This is a genomic window from Marinobacter litoralis, assembly GCF_016427555.1.
Taxonomy (GTDB): domain Bacteria; phylum Pseudomonadota; class Gammaproteobacteria; order Pseudomonadales; family Oleiphilaceae; genus Marinobacter; species Marinobacter litoralis_A.
In genome coordinates this window covers 840,021-858,345 of sequence record NZ_JAELVS010000001.1, presented here as the reverse complement: position 1 = coordinate 858,345, position 18,325 = coordinate 840,021, and the positions used below count along the sequence as shown (strand labels likewise).

17 protein-coding genes are annotated in these 18,325 nt (G+C 56.8%); 8 read left to right on the top strand and 9 right to left on the bottom strand.

Annotation, left to right across the window (positions count from 1 at the left end; all coding sequences use genetic code 11):
• Positions 1-97: 97 nt before the first annotated feature.
• From JAO79_RS03840 to JAO79_RS03825, 4 genes are all read right to left on the bottom strand, one after another.
• Positions 98-1,066: an ABC transporter substrate-binding protein gene (locus JAO79_RS03840; RefSeq protein ID WP_199005813.1), complete on the bottom strand. Its 969-nt coding sequence runs from the start codon at positions 1,064-1,066 to the stop codon at positions 98-100.
• Positions 1,067-1,304: 238 nt separating this feature from the next.
• A complete protein-coding gene (locus tag JAO79_RS03835; RefSeq protein ID WP_199005812.1) occupies positions 1,305-2,168 on the bottom strand; it encodes an endonuclease/exonuclease/phosphatase family protein in 864 nt (287 codons plus the stop codon).
• Between the two features lie 55 nt (positions 2,169-2,223).
• Complete coding sequence (locus JAO79_RS03830) at positions 2,224-2,859, bottom strand: thiol:disulfide interchange protein DsbA/DsbL (protein ID WP_199005811.1); 636 nt, start codon at positions 2,857-2,859, stop codon at positions 2,224-2,226.
• Positions 2,860-3,044: 185 nt separating this feature from the next.
• The gene (locus JAO79_RS03825) at positions 3,045-3,659 is read right to left on the bottom strand and encodes a c-type cytochrome (RefSeq protein WP_199005810.1); all 615 of its coding nucleotides are present in this window, start codon (positions 3,657-3,659) and stop codon (positions 3,045-3,047) included.
• A 179-nt stretch (positions 3,660-3,838) separates the two neighbouring features.
• On the opposite strand from JAO79_RS03825, the gene yihA reads away from it, so the two are divergent.
• Complete coding sequence (gene yihA, locus JAO79_RS03820; protein WP_199005809.1) at positions 3,839-4,477, top strand: ribosome biogenesis GTP-binding protein YihA/YsxC; 639 nt, start codon at positions 3,839-3,841, stop codon at positions 4,475-4,477.
• 181 nt (positions 4,478-4,658) lie between these two features.
• On the opposite strand, the gene JAO79_RS03815 is transcribed toward yihA, so the two are convergent.
• The gene (locus JAO79_RS03815) at positions 4,659-5,330 is read right to left on the bottom strand and encodes a TetR/AcrR family transcriptional regulator (protein WP_199005808.1); all 672 of its coding nucleotides are present in this window, start codon (positions 5,328-5,330) and stop codon (positions 4,659-4,661) included.
• A 175-nt stretch (positions 5,331-5,505) separates the two neighbouring features.
• Between JAO79_RS03815 and JAO79_RS03810 the strand changes: the two genes are divergently transcribed.
• The 4 genes from JAO79_RS03810 (at position 5,506) to coaD (ending at position 10,064) form a co-directional block, all read left to right on the top strand.
• Positions 5,506-6,951 carry a coniferyl aldehyde dehydrogenase gene (locus JAO79_RS03810; RefSeq protein WP_199005807.1) on the top strand — a complete coding sequence of 482 codons (1,446 nt, stop codon included), beginning with the start codon at positions 5,506-5,508 and terminating at the stop codon, positions 6,949-6,951.
• Between the two features lie 102 nt (positions 6,952-7,053).
• Complete coding sequence (locus JAO79_RS03805; RefSeq protein WP_199005806.1) at positions 7,054-7,686, top strand: hypothetical protein; 633 nt, start codon at positions 7,054-7,056, stop codon at positions 7,684-7,686.
• 24 nt (positions 7,687-7,710) lie between these two features.
• Complete coding sequence (locus tag JAO79_RS03800; protein ID WP_199005805.1) at positions 7,711-9,309, top strand: GMC family oxidoreductase; 1,599 nt, start codon at positions 7,711-7,713, stop codon at positions 9,307-9,309.
• A gap of 272 nt (positions 9,310-9,581) precedes the next feature.
• Positions 9,582-10,064 (top strand): pantetheine-phosphate adenylyltransferase, encoded by a 483-nt coding sequence (coaD, locus tag JAO79_RS03795; protein WP_199005804.1) that lies wholly within the window; start codon positions 9,582-9,584, stop codon positions 10,062-10,064.
• Between the two features lie 57 nt (positions 10,065-10,121).
• On the opposite strand, the gene JAO79_RS03790 is transcribed toward coaD, so the two are convergent.
• From JAO79_RS03790 to JAO79_RS03775, 4 genes are all read right to left on the bottom strand, one after another.
• Entirely contained in the window at positions 10,122-11,414 is a 1,293-nt protein-coding gene (locus JAO79_RS03790) for a DUF945 family protein (RefSeq protein ID WP_199005803.1), read from the bottom strand.
• A gap of 55 nt (positions 11,415-11,469) precedes the next feature.
• Positions 11,470-13,620, bottom strand: coding sequence for a polyphosphate kinase 1 (gene ppk1, locus JAO79_RS03785; protein ID WP_199005802.1), 2,151 nt, complete (start codon positions 13,618-13,620; stop codon positions 11,470-11,472).
• A gap of 43 nt (positions 13,621-13,663) precedes the next feature.
• Positions 13,664-14,695: a porphobilinogen synthase gene (gene hemB / locus JAO79_RS03780; protein WP_413785046.1), complete on the bottom strand. Its 1,032-nt coding sequence runs from the start codon at positions 14,693-14,695 to the stop codon at positions 13,664-13,666.
• Between the two features lie 152 nt (positions 14,696-14,847).
• The gene (locus JAO79_RS03775) at positions 14,848-15,069 is read right to left on the bottom strand and encodes a hypothetical protein (RefSeq protein WP_199005800.1); all 222 of its coding nucleotides are present in this window, start codon (positions 15,067-15,069) and stop codon (positions 14,848-14,850) included.
• Positions 15,070-15,338: 269 nt separating this feature from the next.
• On the opposite strand from JAO79_RS03775, the gene JAO79_RS03770 reads away from it, so the two are divergent.
• The 3 genes from JAO79_RS03770 (at position 15,339) to JAO79_RS03760 (ending at position 18,307) form a co-directional block, all read left to right on the top strand.
• Positions 15,339-15,968: a TetR/AcrR family transcriptional regulator gene (locus JAO79_RS03770; protein WP_199005799.1), complete on the top strand. Its 630-nt coding sequence runs from the start codon at positions 15,339-15,341 to the stop codon at positions 15,966-15,968.
• Positions 15,969-15,970: 2 nt separating this feature from the next.
• Positions 15,971-17,674 carry an isovaleryl-CoA dehydrogenase gene (locus JAO79_RS03765; protein WP_199005798.1) on the top strand — a complete coding sequence of 568 codons (1,704 nt, stop codon included), beginning with the start codon at positions 15,971-15,973 and terminating at the stop codon, positions 17,672-17,674.
• 282 nt (positions 17,675-17,956) lie between these two features.
• Complete coding sequence (locus JAO79_RS03760) at positions 17,957-18,307, top strand: DUF503 domain-containing protein (protein ID WP_199005797.1); 351 nt, start codon at positions 17,957-17,959, stop codon at positions 18,305-18,307.
• Positions 18,308-18,325 lie beyond the last annotated feature (18 nt).

The window sequence follows — 18,325 nt, the reverse complement described above, 5'->3', positions numbered from 1 at the left end:
GGCTATGCCTGTGTTAGAAAACCGTCGATAAGAAATAGAAGAATCGGTATATGCCCGACTCACCTGACGGCGGCAAGCCGGACAATGGATTAGCGTTTTAGTCTCCCAGCACGCGGCTCAGACGCTTTCGGGCATCGTCATTCAGCCACGACGACCACTCGTCGCCATAGTTGGTGAGATAGTACACGGCGGCTTCCTCAGCTGTCGCATTGTTGGCGTCCATCCATGCCAGCAGCGCACTCATGGTTTCGGTTTCAAAACTGAGCTGAGCCAGCATCTCTGCCACTTCTGGCTCACGTTCTTCGAAATCCGGTGTTACGGTGGTCAGCACCGTCGCGGCCGGAAACTCCGAAACCGTGGGATTATCAGCATCAGGCGACTGGTTTTTCGCGTGCACTTCTGGCTTGTATTCACCCAACTTGACCCGCGTCATGTCGAACTTTCCAAGAGGAACGGTTGGGCCCCAGTAATAGCCGAACCAAGGCTCCTGCTTCTGTACGGCGGATGCCATCGACGAGGCCAGGGTTTCACCCGAGCCGTGATTGAATACATCGATACCCGCTGATTCCAGATCCAGCGCCCGCACCAGATTGTCGTTCGCTACGCGACAGCCCCAGCCATCAGGACAATTGTTAAAACGGCCACCGACCAATTCAGGGTTAGCCATGATCCCCTCAATGGTGGTCAATTCGGGATGCTTTTCTGCCAGATAGGTCGGGATCCACCAACCCTCAACGCCACCCGGTTTCAGTACTTTAGTGAGTGGTTTGATTTTCCCAGCGGCTTCCAGTCGTTCGTATGCCTCACCAGCCGAGTTTTTCCAGAGCTCGGTCACGATATCCGGCTCGCCGTTCTCGGCAACCGAGGTTACGGCGGGCACGGTGTCGGAGGGCACCACGGTCACCTCGCAACCGTAACCCTGCTCCATGATGAACTTGGCGACGCTGGTCACCACCGTATTGGAGGCCCAGTTCATTTCCGTGATCGACACCTCACCACAATCGGCACTTGCCAGCGAAGGCATCGTTAGGGCACAAAGTATTGCTGAATAGGTAAGCTTTCTCATGACTCACTCCCGGTTTTTATAATGTATGCGGCCGCTTGGATTGAGGGCAGTAATAGCCATTACGAACAAGAAGATAACTTGGACTATCGAAGCAAGCCCAGATTGCGTGGTCACCTTGGTACAGGCCTCACGCCCACCCAGACCCATCACAATCCTTAGACTTCTAAGCATAAGACGTTCGCCCGAAGTTACAAGATTTTTACCAAAATCGGTCGCTTAACAGGACACAGCCGGGCAGCTAGAAGGTTTCGAGATAGCCCTTTGGCAAGGCAATATCGAGAGAGATTGGCAGGTGGTCAGAGACCGGATAGCTCACCACGCCGGACTGACGAATCTCCAGTGACGGGCTGACGAGAATGTGATCAAGCGCTTTTTCAGGACGCCAGCTCGGAAAACTGTGCGCCGTTGCCGGCAACGGTACCAAATCGGTTTCACGAAGGGGCGTTTGGGTCAGCAATTGTTCGGCATGAGCGTTCATATCGCCCATCAATACCACATGCTGATATTTGCTAATCAGGTCGCGAACAAAGCCGAGTTGGCGTTGTTGTGCGGATTTACTCAACGACAGATGCATCTGAACCAGCACCAACGGATCTTCTTCCAAACCGTAGCGCGCGACGATCGCGCCCCTGCCCGGAATCAGCCCGGGCAGCTTGTGCTCGGTCACATCCAGGGGCCGATAGCGGCTCAGGAGCCCGTTGCTGTGTTGGGCAAATTGGCCAAGATTCCGGTTCAGCTGCTGATACCAATAGGGTATCCCGGCAGCCTCGGCCAGATACTGAACCTGATTCACGTAGCCACTGCGCAAGCTGCCTCCGTCGCATTCCTGCAAAGCGACAACATCGTACTGTCGCAACAGCGTGGCAATGCGATCAAGGTTTTCGAATCGACGACGATTGGGCAGGAAATGCTGCCAACTGCGGGTTACGTAGTGGCGGTACGAAGAGGTGTTGATGCCCACCTGAATGTTAAACGTTAACAGCCGGATATGGCGATGGGGCTCGAAGTCAGGCACGTGCTCGCTGCCCGAACACGCACCTCGTGGGGCGGCTTCCTGTGATCTCAATATGCCGTTAATCTGGCTACGAATCCGTTTATACATAATTGCCCGTAAGCTGACCCGAAACCCTGAAAGCCCCACGCATCAGACAACTCCTTTATTCCGATGCTCCGTGCTCTTTGCCGACCAGGAAGTCAACAACCTTCAACACGTTTTCATGCCCCCGGGCCATGGTTGCATTGACCACGTACTTTCCGTTAACCAGCATAGTCGGAGTCCCGGTAACTTGCGCACCCATAATTTTGGTTTGTGCCTGGCGCACGCGCGAGCGGACGGCAAAGCTGTTGTAGGCATCCACGAAGGCTTCGGCATCCACGCCGTAACCGGCTACGAAATCCGCCAGTGATTCCGCCGAGTTAAGCGGACGACGCTCACTCGCCAACGCTTCAAACAAGGCGTCGTGCACGTTATCCAGCTCGCCCATAGACTCCAGCGCATAAAAAGCAAAGGCGTGGGGCGCCCAGCTTTCGCCAAGCACAGCCGGCAAACGAACATAATTCACGTAATCCGGCGCCTGCTTTTCCCAAGCTTCCGACAGCGGCTTGAAGTTGTAGCAGTGCGGGCAGCCATACCAGAACACTTCAGCCACCTCGACGCCACTGTCGGAGGCCGTACTGACCGGCGTGCTCAAGGTGCGGTAGTGCACACCGTTTTGCCAGGTGTCGGCACTGGCGAAGCCACTAAGAGCCAGCGATGCGGCCATGGTTACTATCAGGCTTAGGGTTCTGATCATGAAACTCTCCGAACTTTAACGTGGTTATTCGTTCTATTTAAGGCGTTTGATTATGACCCAGCCGCGCTCAAAAGTTCCACCGGGCGCAACGGGAAATAATTACGGAAGATTAAGCCTCTGGCCTATCCCAAAAAACAAAAACCCCGCCGAAGCGGGGTTTTCTGATCTGACCGAACTGACCGGAATCAGTGCAGGCCTGATACGTAATTGGCAACTGCTTCGATTTCAGCGTCAGTCAGCTTGGAAGCCACATCAACCATGATGCCGGCATTCGCCGTGCCGGCACGCGTGCCATCGCGGTAGGCCTGAAGCTGCTTGGCGATGTACTCGGCATTCTGGCCACCCAGAGCCGGATAACCTGCAGGCTCATTGCCCTTGCCGCTCGGGTTGTGACAGCCTGCGCAAGCCGGCACGCCAGACGCCATGTTACCGCCACGGAAAATGGCCTGGCCTTGTGCAATCAGCTCCGCGTCACCGTTGGCCTGATTCACCACCAGCTCTTGCTTGTTGAAGTAGGCCGCCAGATCTTTCAGGTCCTGATCCGTCATGTTGGTCAGAATACCGGTCATTTCCGGCACAGCACGATCTCCGGATTTAATGTCAGCCAACTGACGGTACAGGTACTTTTCACCCAAACCGGTCAGTTTCGGGTAACTCGCCATCATCGGCTTGCCGCCACCTTGGCCGTGACAGGCCGCACACACCGCAGCTTTCTGTTCACCCGCTGCCGGATCTCCTGCCCCGTGAGCCATCGTTGACAAGCTAACTCCGAGAACCACTCCTGCGATCAGTCTTTTCATGCCCGCTCCGCTTCTCTCATCTTAGAATCTTGAAGGTATTCTGGTTATTCGCCGGATGGCCCTGTTGAATCAGGCTCTTCACCGGGACTGACAGCGGAACGCGCAGCGTGCCGCCGGAATTTGGTGTAGCATTATACATTAATCGTCGATAACTGAAATCCAAAGGAACAGCACCCGTCGTGGACCCTGATCTCACTCAAAAAAGCGTCTCATTCAACAGCGCCCGATTTTTAATCAGCGCTTCCAAGCTGGACGAGTGCCCGCCCGATTACGGTGCCGAGGTTGCCTTTGCCGGCCGCTCTAACGCCGGTAAATCCAGCGCACTCAACGCCATCACCGTCAACGGCAAACTGGCACGGACCAGTAAAACACCCGGGCGCACACGACTGATTAACTTTTTCAGTCTGAACAAAGAGAACATGCATCTGGTGGATTTACCGGGCTACGGCTACGCCAAAGTTTCCCGGGACATGAAGGATGACTGGCAAAAACACCTGGGCCACTACCTGAACGAACGTCGCTGCCTACGCGGACTGGTTCTGGTTATGGACATCCGTCACCCGCTGACCGAATTCGACCAGATGATGGTTGAATGGTGTGAGCACAACCGGCTGCCGTTGATGATTCTGGCCACCAAAGCCGACAAACTGAAATTCGGCCAGGCCAAAACGGCGATGCTGGGCATCGGGAATAAACTGAAGAAATATAAGTGCGTGGAACATCTGGTAATGTTCTCGGCCACGTCGAAACTGGGCCTCGATGAGTGCCGGGCGGCATTGACGAACTGGTTGGAAGCCCCTGACGAAGCCGAAGACTGATTGCTTCGCAGAAAAAGCCGGCCTACCGTTGGTAGGCCGGTAAAACGTCAGGGTTTGCGACGTGCTTTGCCCCGCAAAAGGGGGCAACCTGAGAACTCACTCAGGAGCAGCAGAAAAGTCCGGTTTTCCGCTGTAATTCCTTCGACCGGGGCAAATCGCAGAAGTTCAATATTCATTCAACTCAAGCGACAACCGCCGCACACTGTTCTGGCAGAGCCGGGCGATACTTCTCTCTGAGCGCCATCACCTCATCACGGTACTCCGGCATCAAATAGGGCATCTCAAGGGTCAACACCTGATAGATACCTTGCTTGAGTGCCGTCAGGCTTAAGCCTTCATCACCAGTGCTGGCATGGGCCGTTTTCAAAAACGCCATCCAGTTGGTCACCACCAGCCAGATATTAAGCGCCATGACTTCACGCAACTCTTCCGGCTGCGTTTGCACGATGCCAGCTTCCGCCAGCTTCTGGAAAATTGTTTTCATCGCCGCCAGACACCGATTGGTAAAGTCACGGTAATCACTACGCAACCGGGGATCGCAATCCAGCAAGTATTCAAGATCCCGGTGGAAAAACCGGTAGCTCCACAAGCCATCAAACACCGACTCGAGATAGAAGGTCATGTCAGCAACCGTCAAAGGCCGGTCTTCGGGAATATCCAGGTAGTAATCAACCAGCTTTTCGTATTCCTGAAAGATCTCGTAAATGATGTCCGACTTGTTCCGGAAGTGGTAATACAGATTCCCCGGAGAGATCGCCAGATGGGCGGCAATATGATTAGTTGTTGTGTTCCGTTCCCCTCGCTCATTAAAAAGCTCAAGGCTCGCCAACAGAATTTTGTCTCTGGTCTTCATGCTCACGCCGCAGTTTGTTGTTATCAAATTAAGGATGGCCCATTAGGCCACCCCGCATTTCTTGACTGAGTAGAGTATATACTCTAATAATAGCCGTTAGCGCAAATTTCATACACCCAGCGCCAACAACAACAGCTTCCAGCACCTTGACTGGACAGCTCAAGGAGATAGCACCATGGTAGCCACTGTCGTTCAGATGACGGAAAGCAAAACGCAGATTCAGCACACCCACCGGGTTCACGAACTCCAGAAAAAAGCATTCCGGAAAAACCCGATGCCTTCTGCGTCTGAACGCAAAGAAAACCTCAAGCGACTGAAACGAGCGCTGCTCGCCAACCAGGATCGCTTGCTGGAAGCCATTGATCGCGACTTCAGCTGCCGTTCGAAAGACGAAACGCTGATTGCCGAGATGATGCCATCAATTCAGGGTATCAATTACACCCTGAAAAATCTCGACAGCTGGATGAAGCCCTCTAAGCGCCACGTCTCGGTGCTTTTCCAGCCCGCCAGCAACAAGGTTCACTACCAGCCAAAAGGCGTGGTTGGTGTCATCGTGCCCTGGAACTATCCTCTTTATCTTGCCGTAGGTCCGCTGGTTGCGTCATTGGCCGCAGGTAACCGGACCATGGTCAAAATGTCCGAGTTCACGCCTCACACCTCGTCTTTGTTTAAAGAGATCATCGAAAGCATGTTCCCGGAAGATCTGGTCGCGGTCGTGACAGGTGAAGCCGATGTGGCGGCCGATTTCTCCCAGCGACCGTTCGACCACCTGCTGTTCACCGGCTCGACGTCCGTGGGCAAATTGGTGATGCGGGCTGCGGCCGAAAACCTGACTCCGGTTACACTGGAACTCGGCGGTAAATCCCCCGCCGTGGTATCGCCCGATGTGCCGCTGTCCGATGCCGCCCAGCGCATTGCCTTCGGTAAAGCGATCAACGCCGGCCAAACCTGCGTGGCACCGGATTACGTGCTGTGTCCGGAAGACCGGGTGCAGGCTTTCGTGGATGAATTCCGCGCTCAGGCTTCCACCATGTACCCGAGCCTGCGCGACAACGACGATTTCACCGCCATCATCAACGCACGACAGTACGACCGCCTGCAAAGCTATCTTGAAGATGCCCGAGCCAAAGGCGCCGAGGTTATCGAAATCAATCCTGCCAACGAAAACATGAAAGATGGCACTCGCAAGATCCCATTGACCCTGGTTCTCAACACTACCGGGGACATGAAGGTCATGCAGGATGAAATCTTCGGACCGATTCTTCCCATCGTCACTTATTCCGATCTCGACGATGCGATCCATTACATCAACGATCGCCCTCGCCCACTGGCCTTGTACTTCTTCGGCTATGACAAAGACCAGCAAGAGCACATCATCGACCAGACTCACTCCGGCGGCATGTGCATCAACGATGCCCTGATGCACGTAGCCCAGGATGATCTGCCCTTCGGTGGCGTAGGGGATTCCGGTATGGGCCACTACCACGGCAAGGAAGGCTTCATGACCTTCTCTCACCACCGGTCGATCTTCAGCAAACAGAAATTCAACAGCGGCAAGTTCGTTTATGCACCGCACGGCACTGCCGCGCACCGGATGATCTACAAGCTGTTTATTCGTTAAACGGTCCTGACCGGCACAGGCACCGGGTAATCAATACCGCCCGGTCCTGTGCCAGCCTTCGGGGCCCGACCAACCTTCAAACACCACCAGCACAGGTGCCACATGCTCGATCAGCCAACCCACTCTGCTGAAAACACCCCTCAACTGAGCCGGAGAAGCTTTCTGAAAACCGGCGTGGGCGGCGCCTTGTTTCTGGGCACGGTCAGCATGACCGCAGGCCTGTCTGGTTGCGCTACCGCGCCGGCAGGCCGAATCAGTGCCGTTGACAGCCGAATGGACGCCGGCTACCAGTTCAAATTTCTGAGTAAGGACGACATCGCGCTGTTTGAAGCCTTGCTGCCCGCTATGTTCGTCGGTGCATTGCCGGAAGATCCCAGCGAACGCCAGTTCGAGATGGCAGCCACCATCGAACGGATTGACCAAGGCATCGTCCAGTTCGGCGCGCCGAATCAGAAAGAACTGCGCAAACTGTTTGACCTGCTGAACTTTGCGCCCACACGCATCCTTTTGGCGCGGGTATGGTCGGACTGGCCATCGGTCACCACCAAAGAAGCCGATGCTTTCCTGAACCGCTGGCGCGACAGCAGTATTGGCCTTCTGAATAATGGCTACATTGCGTTGACAAAGATTTCCAACGTCGCCTTTTATGGCCATGAAAACCAGTGGCATCTCTCGGGTTACCCGGGACCGCCTGTCTGGATGATGGATGCCTTGCCCCAATTCAAAAATGCCTGATGACCCCGGAAACCGGAGAGCACTATGTCCATGAATGATCCAATCGCCCGGGGCCTGGCTTCTGGCTGGAACGTGGTTGACGCCCGAAAACTGACCCAAAACCAAACCGTCGAAGCCGACGTGGTCGTCATCGGCACCGGTGCCGGCGGCGGCACCACCGCGGAAATCCTGTCCAAACAAGGCCTTTCAATAATCTTGGTCGAGGAAGGTGGCCTGTATTACCAGAAAGACTTCAAAATGGACGAGCAAACCGCCTACGCCACGCTCTACCAGGAAGGCATGAGCCGCACCACTGCTGATGGCGCCATATCTATTCTGCAGGGCCGCTGCGTAGGTGGCTCGACCACCGTTAACTGGACCAGCAGTTTCCGCACACCGGACCAAACCCTTAACTACTGGAGCCAAAAGTTCGGTCTGGAAGGCTTTGCTCCCGACGTCATGGCCCCCTGGTTCCAGGGCCGGGAAGAGCGCCACAACATGGCGCCATGGATGACCCCGCCAAATCTTAATAACGACATACTTCGACAAGGCTGCGATGCGCTCGGCTACTCCTGGAAAACCATCCCCCGCAACGTGAACGGGTGCTGGAACTCGGGCTACTGCGGCGTAGGCTGCCCCACCAATGCCAAGCTGGGCTCCCTGATGACCACCATCCCCGGTGCACTCGACAACCAGGCCCAAATGTTCCACGGCCTGCGCGCCGAGCGGCTGGTCATGAAACAAGACCGCATTGACCACCTGCAAGCCACCGCCATGGGCTCAGACGGCGTGACCCCATCCGGAGTCACCGTCACCCTGAAAGCGAACCACTTCGTGGTCGCCGCCAGCGCCATCGGCTCCCCGGGGCTGCTGCTGCGTTCCGACCTGCCGGACCCACACAACCGCGTAGGCAAGCGCTCATTCATCCACCCGGTCAGCGCCACCGTCGCCCGTATGCCGGCAAAAGTAGAGCCCTTCTACGGCGCACCGCAGTCCATTTACTCGGATGAATTCAACTTCAAAAACGGCCACGACGGCCCCATCGGCTACAAACTCGAAGTACCACCGTTACACCCCGGCATGGCCGCCGGCGTAGTACCGGGCCACGGCCAACAACAGCGCGACAACCTCGGCCAACTGCCTTGGCTGCAATCGGTCATTGCCCTGCTCCGGGACGGCTTCCACCCGGAAAGCCCCGGCGGCACCGTCAGCCTGCGCGACGACGGCAGCCCGGCACTCGACTACCCGATGACCGACTACCTGTGGAAAGGCATCCGCCAGTCCTATCTCGACATGGCCGAAATCCAATTCGCCGCCGGTGCCGAAGCCGTGCAAGCCATCCACATGGACGCGGCCTGGCACACCAGCTGGAAAGAAGCCAAAGCCGCGATCAACGAACTCCCGATGAAACCCCACCGGGCCCGTATCTTCACCGCACACCAAATGGGCGGCTGCGGCATGGGCAGCAACCCGGAGGAATCCGTGGTCAACGGCTTCGGTGAACACCACCACGTGGCCAACCTGAGCATCCACGATGCCTCCATCTTCCCCACCAGCATCGGCGCAAACCCGCAACTGTCGGTTTACGCACTGGCGGCAAGAAACAGCGTCAGACTGGCGCAGAAGCTGGCAGCGAAAAGCTGATATCAAAAAACATTGGATTGTGATCGGGGAGACGAGCACCCAAGCCGGGAGCGCCGGCCTGAAGAACCTTCCCGGGAATGTTGAGGGCCAAGGACGGCCCGAAACAAGCGCACATGGATGTGCTCGTAGCGTTTCCCGGGAAGGTTCTTCTGGTTGGCGCATGCTCCGCAGGCAGGTTCCCCCTCTCCTTCCGGTGCGGATCAAAAGCACAGGACTACAGCCCGAAAACCAATACTGATATGCTACCAAGCATAAAAACCAAGGAGCTGTGCATGCCAAAAGTAATCTACCCGGGCACCTTTGACCCCATCACCAACGGCCACACCGACCTCATAGAACGAGCCGGCCGCATGTTTGATGAAATCGTCGTCGCCGTCGCCTACAACCCCAAAAAACAGCCTCTGCTCAACCTGGACGAGCGCTGCGAACTGGTCAGAAAAGCCACAGCCCACGTACCCAACGTCACCGTCACCGGCTTCAGCAACCTGCTGGCCGAATTCGTGCGGGAACAACAGGCCACCGTTATCCTGCGCGGCCTGCGGGCAGTCTCAGATTTCGAATACGAATTTCAGCTTGCCGACATGAACCGCCGACTGGCACCGGAAGTTGAAAGCGTGTTCCTGACGCCATCCAACCACCTGTCCTACATCTCCTCCACCCTGATCCGGGAAATTGCCTCCCTGGGCGGCGATGTATCAGAATTCGTGGATCCTGCGGTTGCGGAAGCACTGAAGCAGAAATTCAGCCAGGCCTGATTCTGCAAAGAAAAGAAAGGAAAAGCACCACCGGCCAGCGGTGGTGCCAAAACCGACTTAAAGCAGCGGCGGCAGCGGAATCTGAACGCCGTTAATATCCAGCACCAAATCTTCCATCTGGCCCTTCATCACCAACTCATCACCGTCGCGAACCAACAACCCCTGCTTGATCAATGGCGACAACTGCATGCGCACCGCCGGGTATTGCTCAGCCAGCGCCAACGGCACTGTCACATCCACCGAACCGACCAGACGCTGCATCACCATCAGCATATTGGCCCGCTCATCTTCCGACAATTCAGGGTGTGAAACATCCAGAGAACCCTGAATCTCGCCCTCTGGCGTAGCCAGACTCAACTCCCGAACACCGACGGAAAAGCCGTTGGCCGCCAACCCTCTCACGGCTTCGTTAAACCGCTGCATTACTGCCATTTGCTGCTGATAACTCGAACGCGGATCGGCCCCCGCATTCATTGCCAGCAACTGCATATCCGTCATGGCCGAACTGAACTCGTTCCAGCTCGCAACATCCAAATGATCAACCGACACCGCCACCCGATGCGGGCCATATTCGGCATCCTCGATGCTGACCGAGTCCACCGCCAACACCGCCTCTGAATCAAGCGTCTGACCGCTGTTGCTGGCTTCACTACGGGTTTCAAAAGAAACATTGCTGACCGATACCGCGGGAAGTTCCGCGCTATCAACCACCAGAGCCCCCAGCGACATCGTGCCCCTACCGGTCCAGACATCACCGCTGAGCAGCGCCATGCTCTGTTCGACGTGCAGATCCTGAAGCTTTACTTCAGCCCGGGGGCCCAGCATGCTCAACTCCGGCCACACCACCAACACCTCAGCCTGCTCGCCCATACGGCCAACTTCGACCCGGGCAAAGCCGCCACTGGCACTGACCGATTCGGGCCTGTCAGGTTGTTCAAACGACACCGGCGGGGCCTGAAACTCGACAACGGCGGCCCCCCACAGCCGGGTTTCCAAAGTCAGGCTTGGTTCTTCATCTTCCAACCATCGGGCACCCTCATGCTGCCAGCCGCCCTTCGGACTGAAAGCCAACAAACTTCCGGTTACGCCATGGGAAATGGCTACCTTGAACCCGATCTGGTCCGTTTCGCCGGTTTTCGGATCCATCAACGCCAGTGTGCCGCTGGCCTCGGCACTGAACACGCCCCGCTCGTAGCGATCGGTTTCTAATCGAACAAACGGCTGCGACTGGTTCACCTCCTCGGTTGCCTCCAGCCATTGCTGCTCCGTCACGTAACCCACGGCCCAAGGTGCCACACCCGCAACCAGCAATACGGCTGAGCCAATCATCGTCCATTTATTCAATTTCAATGTGTCTTCCCTTTGTCGCACAAGGCGTTGTGAGTTGCTGTTCGTTGCCTGAACGCTATGAGCCGGGTTTGCCCGTCAGCCGCTCCAGCAACACCAGCTGCGCTGCCACTCGCGGTTCGCCTTCGGCAGGCTGGTTCTGGATGTAACTGCCATCGGGCTGCAACATCCATGACTGGCAATTGTCGGCAAGGTAAGCGTCCAGATCTTCCTGCAAGCGCGCGATCAACGCGGGCTCTTCAATCGGAAACGCCACTTCGATACGGCTCAGCATATTGCGCTCCATGCCATCGGCACTGGCACAATAGACATCCGGTTTGCCCTTGTTGTCGAAGTAGTAAATACGCGTGTGCTCCAGAAAACGCCCCACAATCGAGCGCACCCGTATGTTATCCGACAAACCCGGCACACCCGGGCGCAGGCAGCAGATACCCCGAACAATCAAATCGATTTGCACACCCGCTTGCGAGGCCCGATACAGCGCCTTGATCAGTTGGGCATCGGTCAGCGCGTTGAATTTGAAAATGATTCGGCCTTCCTCGCCGTAACCGGTTTCCCGCTCGATCAGACTGATCAAACGCTTGTGCATGGAAAAAGGCGCGTGGAACAGCTTTTTGATCTTCAGCGCCTTGCCCATACCGGTCAATTGCTGAAACAGCTTATTAACATCATCCCCGATAGATTCATCACAGGTCATGAAGCTGTAATCGGTATAGAGCCGCGCATTGCCGGCGTGGTAGTTACCCGTGCCAAGATGCACGTAGCGGTTCAACTTACCCTCTTCCCGACGGACAATCAGCAACATCTTGGCGTGGGTTTTATACCCGACAACGCCGTACACCACGATGACGCCGGCTTCCTGCAGCCGGCTGGCCAATTCCAGGTTTTCGGCCTCACTGAAACGCGCCCTCAGCTCGATCACCGCGGTCACTTCTTTGCCGCGGCGCGCAGCATCGGCCAGCGCCTCGACAATTTCCGAGCCTGTGCCGGCCCGGTATAGGGTCTGCCGGATGGCCAAAACCTGCGGATCTTTCGCCGCCTGTCGCAGCAAATCGACCACCGAACTGAAGTTCTCGAACGGGTGGGACAATAGAATCGGACGCTTGCGAATCGCCTCGAACATCGACTCCTTAGTGCGAATCTGGCGCGGAATGGCCGGCGAGAAACTGGAATAGGTCAGATCCGGCCGATCCACCAGGCCGCTCACCGCCAGCAGCCGGGTCAGGTTGACCGGCCCATTTACACGGTAGAGATCTCGCTCGCCGAGCCCGAACTCTCGCAACAGAAAGTGCACCAGCTCTTCCGGACAGTTATCGGCCACCTCCAAACGCACGCCGTCACCAAAGCGACGACTCAGCAATTCACCCCGAAGTGCAGAGGCCAGATCTTCCAGATCATCTTCCAGTTCCAGATCCGCGTTGCGGGTCAGGCGGAACTGGTAGCAGCCTTTCACTTCCATGCCCGGGAACAGCTCGTCGGCATGGGCGTGGATCATCGATGACAAGAACACCAGGTTCTCGCCACCATCACAAACCTCGTCTGGCAGGCGCACCAAACGAGGCAACGAGCGCGGAGCCGGCAGGATAGCCATGCCGGTCTCCCGGCCAAAAGCGTCTTTGCCGTCCAGCTCAACAATAAAGTTCAGGCTCTTGTTGACCAGGCGTGGAAACGGGTGCGAAGGGTCCAGCCCGATCGGGCTGACCACCGGCAGGATTTCTTCATCGAAGTAGTTTCTGACCCACTCCGCTTGCGCCGGCGTCCATTCCCGCCGGCGAATAAAGTGGATATTCTGTTTTTCCAGCTCGGGAAACAGCACATTGTTGAGAATGTCGTACTGCTCTTCGATGTACTCATGAGCGACACGACTGATCTCGGCCAGCGCCTGCTCGGGCTGAATTCCATCGGCACCGACGGTTTCCCGCCCATACTTTAATTGTTCACGCAGGCCGGCAACCCGGATTTCGAAAAACTCATCCAGATTGCTACTGAAAATACAGCAAAAAATCAGCCGGTTAATCAGCGGATGCGCCGGATCCATGGCCTGCTTCAGCACCCGGTAATTGAACTGGAGCTGACTCAGCTCCCGGTTGAACCAGTTTTCGCTTGCATCCAGATTAACGTGTTCACCAACGGGCGGAACCTCAACCGGGGCCGGCACACTGAGTTCGTCGCTGGTGACTGATTTTGCTTTTGTTGTTTCAGTAGTCATCGCTCTCTGTATCCATTGACGGCACGAACGGCCGATTCGTCCTTTAAGCCCGCTGGCGCTCTCTCATCAACCTGGCGGCACGCACGGCAAAATACGTGAGAATGCCGTCGGCACCGGCACGGCGCATCGCCATCAGGCTTTCTATCATCACCGCGTCACCGTCAAGCCAGCCGTTTTGCGCAGCCGCCATGTGCATGGCGTATTCGCCACTTACCTGATACACAAAGGTCGGTACCTGAAGTTCGGTTTTGACCCGGTGCACAATGTCCAGATACGGCATACCCGGCTTGATCATCACCATGTCGGCACCTTCCGCCAAATCCATGACAACTTCGTGAATGGCTTCGTCGCTGTTAGCCGGGTCCATCTGATAGGTCGATTTATTACTCTTGCCCAGATTACCCGCCGAACCGACCGCATCCCGGAACGGCCCGTAGTAACTGGACGCATATTTGGCAGAATAGGCCAGAATTCGCGTATTTACGTAACCGGCCGACTCCAATGCTTCACGAATCGCCGCGACCCGACCATCCATCATGTCTGACGGTGCCACCACATCGGCACCCGCATCGGCGTGAGACAGCGCCTGATTGACCAACGCCTCCACAGTTACGTCGTTCAGCACGTAGCCGTCGTTGTCGATGATGCCGTCCTGGCCGTGGGTGGTGAACGGGTCCAGCGCCACATCGGTAATCACACCCAACTCCGGGTGGGCCGCCTTGATAGCCCGCACCGCGCGCTGCGCCAACCCATCAGAGTCCCAAGCGCCGGAACCGGACAGGTTTTTAAACTCGGCTGGCACCACCGGGAACAGGGCGATTGCAGGAATACCCAGCTCCACCAGCTCTGCCGCCTGCTCTACCAGCAAATCAATGCTCAGACGCTCAACACCCGGCATGGACGGTACGGCTTCCCGCTGATTCTCGCCCTCCAACACAAAGACCGGATAGATAAGATTGTCCGGTGTCAGCTGTTTTTCGCGAACCATACGGCGGGAGAAATCACTGGCGCGATTACGTCGTAGACGGGTAAAGGGAAAGCTTCGACCGGAAAGCGGCTGGTGCGGCTTTGACACAGGTAACCTCCTGAACATGAACCGTGGGAAGAGTCCCCATCATACACCTCGGAGGTGGCCTGTTGCAGGCCTGCGGTCCTGCACACCATTGGCAGGAGGCAACAAATCACGATTTCGGGCGGTTTACCTGACACCGCCCGAGCAAAAACCCCTTAAAGCGTGCGGTTATTGAAACCGGCATCCACCTTGCGGGATGAGTTCGACTTCAATGTCGTATCAACCTCTTCGATTTTGCCTCCACATCGCAAAAAAGCTTCCATGTCGGCCTGCAATTGCGCTCTGACCCGAGCACGGCTGGCAACAGAATGATTGTCGTCGCCCTCTCCGGCCCAGCTTACTGACTGCTCCAAACTGCCTTCGTCGAATTCACTCATCGTTTCTCTCCATCAACGAAAACCCGCCGCCAGCGCCCTGAACGCGCGCCGGCCAGCACAACCTGCCTCGACGAACAGCCCACAACGGGTTCGTCTTGGCGTCTTTATAATCCTCTTTTTTTAACCGCGCTATTTGCCCACTTAATATTTTTTGTAACATTTTGTAATTTGTATTAACTTATTGATTTTGTAGCTCATAATTAGGCTCGATCAAGCCGTCTGAAATTGACACAAAGAATGAACAATGATTCACTACTTGGGAAGGCAGCATGGCCTATCGTGAAACGGACAAAATGCGTCAGCGTAAAGCCGAAGCGCGGCAAAATATCCTTAAATGCACGTCTCAGTGCGTGGCTGAAAACGGATTCCGCAGCGCTCGTATCACGACCATTGCCAATTTGGCGGGCGTAGCCACCGGCACCATCTACCGACATTTTGAGTCCCGCGAAGACCTGTTTGCCGAAATTTTCCGGCTGGCCACGCAGCGGGAAGTCGATAAGGTGGCCGAAGCGCTGGCTGTCGAAGGCGATGCCGTGCACCGATTGAACAATGCCCTATGCCAGTTCGCCAGACGCGCCCTGAAAGGCCCCACCCGGGCATGGGCAATGATTGCCGAACCGGTTGACCCGAAAGTTGAAGAAGAACGACTGTTATACAGAAAAGCCTACGCCAGCCTGTTCGAGCAAACCATTCAGGAAGGCATCGCAGAAGGCTCCATTCCCGACCAGGATGCCCGCATCACCAGCACCTGTTTGGTAGGCGCCATATCCGAATCATTAGTCGGACCGCTGTCACCAGCGCAGACAGCCTCACTGCCAACAACAAAAACCGATCAAGAAGCGCTGATCAACACCATCGTCCGCTACTGCGTGAGGGGGTTGACCGGCGCCAGGAGCTAACTATGAGCAAGCCGCTAGACACCCGCGTTCACAACACCGATGCGCCACAAACCGATCGCTACCTGGCCGCCACCCACGAGGTGATTAACCAGCCGAAAGCGCTGGCGGATTACAACCTGTTCGAACAAGACATTGCCCTGCGAGAAGCCGTATTACGCGAAGGTGCCGGCCACGCCAGTGAAAGCCTGAACAACTTTGGCGCCTGGGCCGGGAAAGCCGACACCATCGAACTAGGCCATCAGGCCAACCACAACAAACCCGGCTTCCGCACCCATGACCGCTACGGCCACCGAATCGACGAGGTCACCTTTCACCCGGCCTACCACGAACTGATGACCGCCGCGTTGGAGAACGGCTTACACAGCTCCCCCTGGGCCAACCCCGGCCAAGGCGCACACGTCGCGCGAGCCGCCAAGTACTACATGCACTCGCAAGTAGAAGCCGCCCACTGCTGCCCGATCACCATGACCTTCGCCGCTATCCCGTCGATCCGTAAACAACCGGAACTGGCGAAGCTCTGGGAACCCAAAATCCTGACCAACGCCTACGACGGCCGCAACCTGCCAGACAGCGAAAAAACCGCCGTCACCATCGGCATGGCAATGACCGAAAAACAAGGCGGCAGCGACGTACGCGCGAACACCACCCGCGCCTATCCCATCGGTGCCGAAGGCCCCGGCCAAGCCTACGAACTGGTGGGCCACAAATGGTTCGTGTCCGCCCCCATGTGCGACGCTTTTCTGGTACTGGCCCAAACCACCAGCGGTCTGTCCTGCTTCCTTATGCCGCGCTGGCGCCCCGACGGCAGCAAAAACCCGTGGCAAATCCAGCAACTGAAAAACAAAATGGGCAACGTCGCCAACGCCTCCAGCGAAGTTGAGCTGCGCGGCGCCATGGCCTGGATGGTCGGTGAAGAAGGCCGCGGCGTACCCACCATCATCGAAATGGTCGCCATGACCCGCTTCGACTGCATGATCGGCAGCTCCGCCGGAATGCGCCAGGCCGTCGCCCAAGCGACGCACCACTGCCACAACCGCAGCGCCTTCGGTGCCCGCCTGAGCGACCAGCCCTTGATGCAAAACGTACTGGCCGACCTAACCCTTGAAAACGAAGCCGCCCTCGCCTACACCATGCGAATTGCACGAGCACTGGACAACCAGAACAACGAACACGAACGCCTGCTAGCGCGACTGGCCACCCCCGTCGGCAAATACTGGATCTGCAAACGCACCCCCAACCACGCCTACGAAGCCATGGAATGCATCGGCGGCAGCGGCGTGATGGAAGACTGCATCATGCCCCGACTGTTCCGGGAATCCCCCGTTAACGCCATCTGGGAAGGCAGCGGCAACGTCCAATGCCTGGACACCCTCCGCGCCATCCAAAAAGAACCCGAAACCCTCGACGCCTTCTTCAAAGAAGCCGCCGAAGCCAAAGGCACCGACCGCCGTTTCGACCAGTTCCTGGCCCAACTGCAAACCGACTTCTCCGACATCAGCGACTTCCAGTACCGCGCCCGAAACCTCGTTGACCGCCTGGCCCTTGCCATGCAGGCCTCCCTGTTGCTGCGCTTCGGCAACCAAAACGTGGCCGACGCCTTCTGCGCCTCCCGACTGCAAAACAACGGCGGCATGAACTACGGCAACCTCCCGTCCGGCACCAACGCCGCGGCTATTATCAAACGGGCAACGCCTATAGTAGGCTAGGGAAAGAGTGCGGATCTCCTGACCATGCCCTGATTCAGGCAACAGGAATCCAGCTGAGAACTTGGCGAGCCGGTGAGGTGTTGCCTTCCAAAAATGTGCGCAGCCAAGGATGGCGGAGCAGAAGCGCCACATGGGTTCGGCCGAGCGCTTATGAAGCAAAGCTTCATGCGACAGCCGAACGACCGCAATCTGCGATTGCGGACCGGACCCCGTAGGGGTGCCGCAGGAGCGGTTTTTGGAAGGCAACACCTCATCGGCTCCTGCACAGAGGCCCAATGGAAAATGTCTGAATCTTTGAGAAAGCTGTTAAAAGAAGGCAAAACCCCAAAACAACAGCCACACACCATCACCCCCCACGTAGGCCTGCTAACCCTGCACTTCCAGCTGTACGGCTGCGAAGACCTGAAAGCCAAACGCAAAGCCTTCGCCCCCATGAAAGCCCTCTGGGGCAAAGAATCCGATCTGGCCGTCAACGAAACCGCCGACCACGACGCCATCGACTGCGCCACCTGGACCATCGCCGCCTTAGGCGACTCCGCGCAACAAATCACCCAGCGCCTCGACCAAGTCGAAAAAGACATCCAGGACCGCATCGACGCCGCCATACTCGACATCCACCGGGAAATTCTCTGACCTCACCGCCACCCTCAG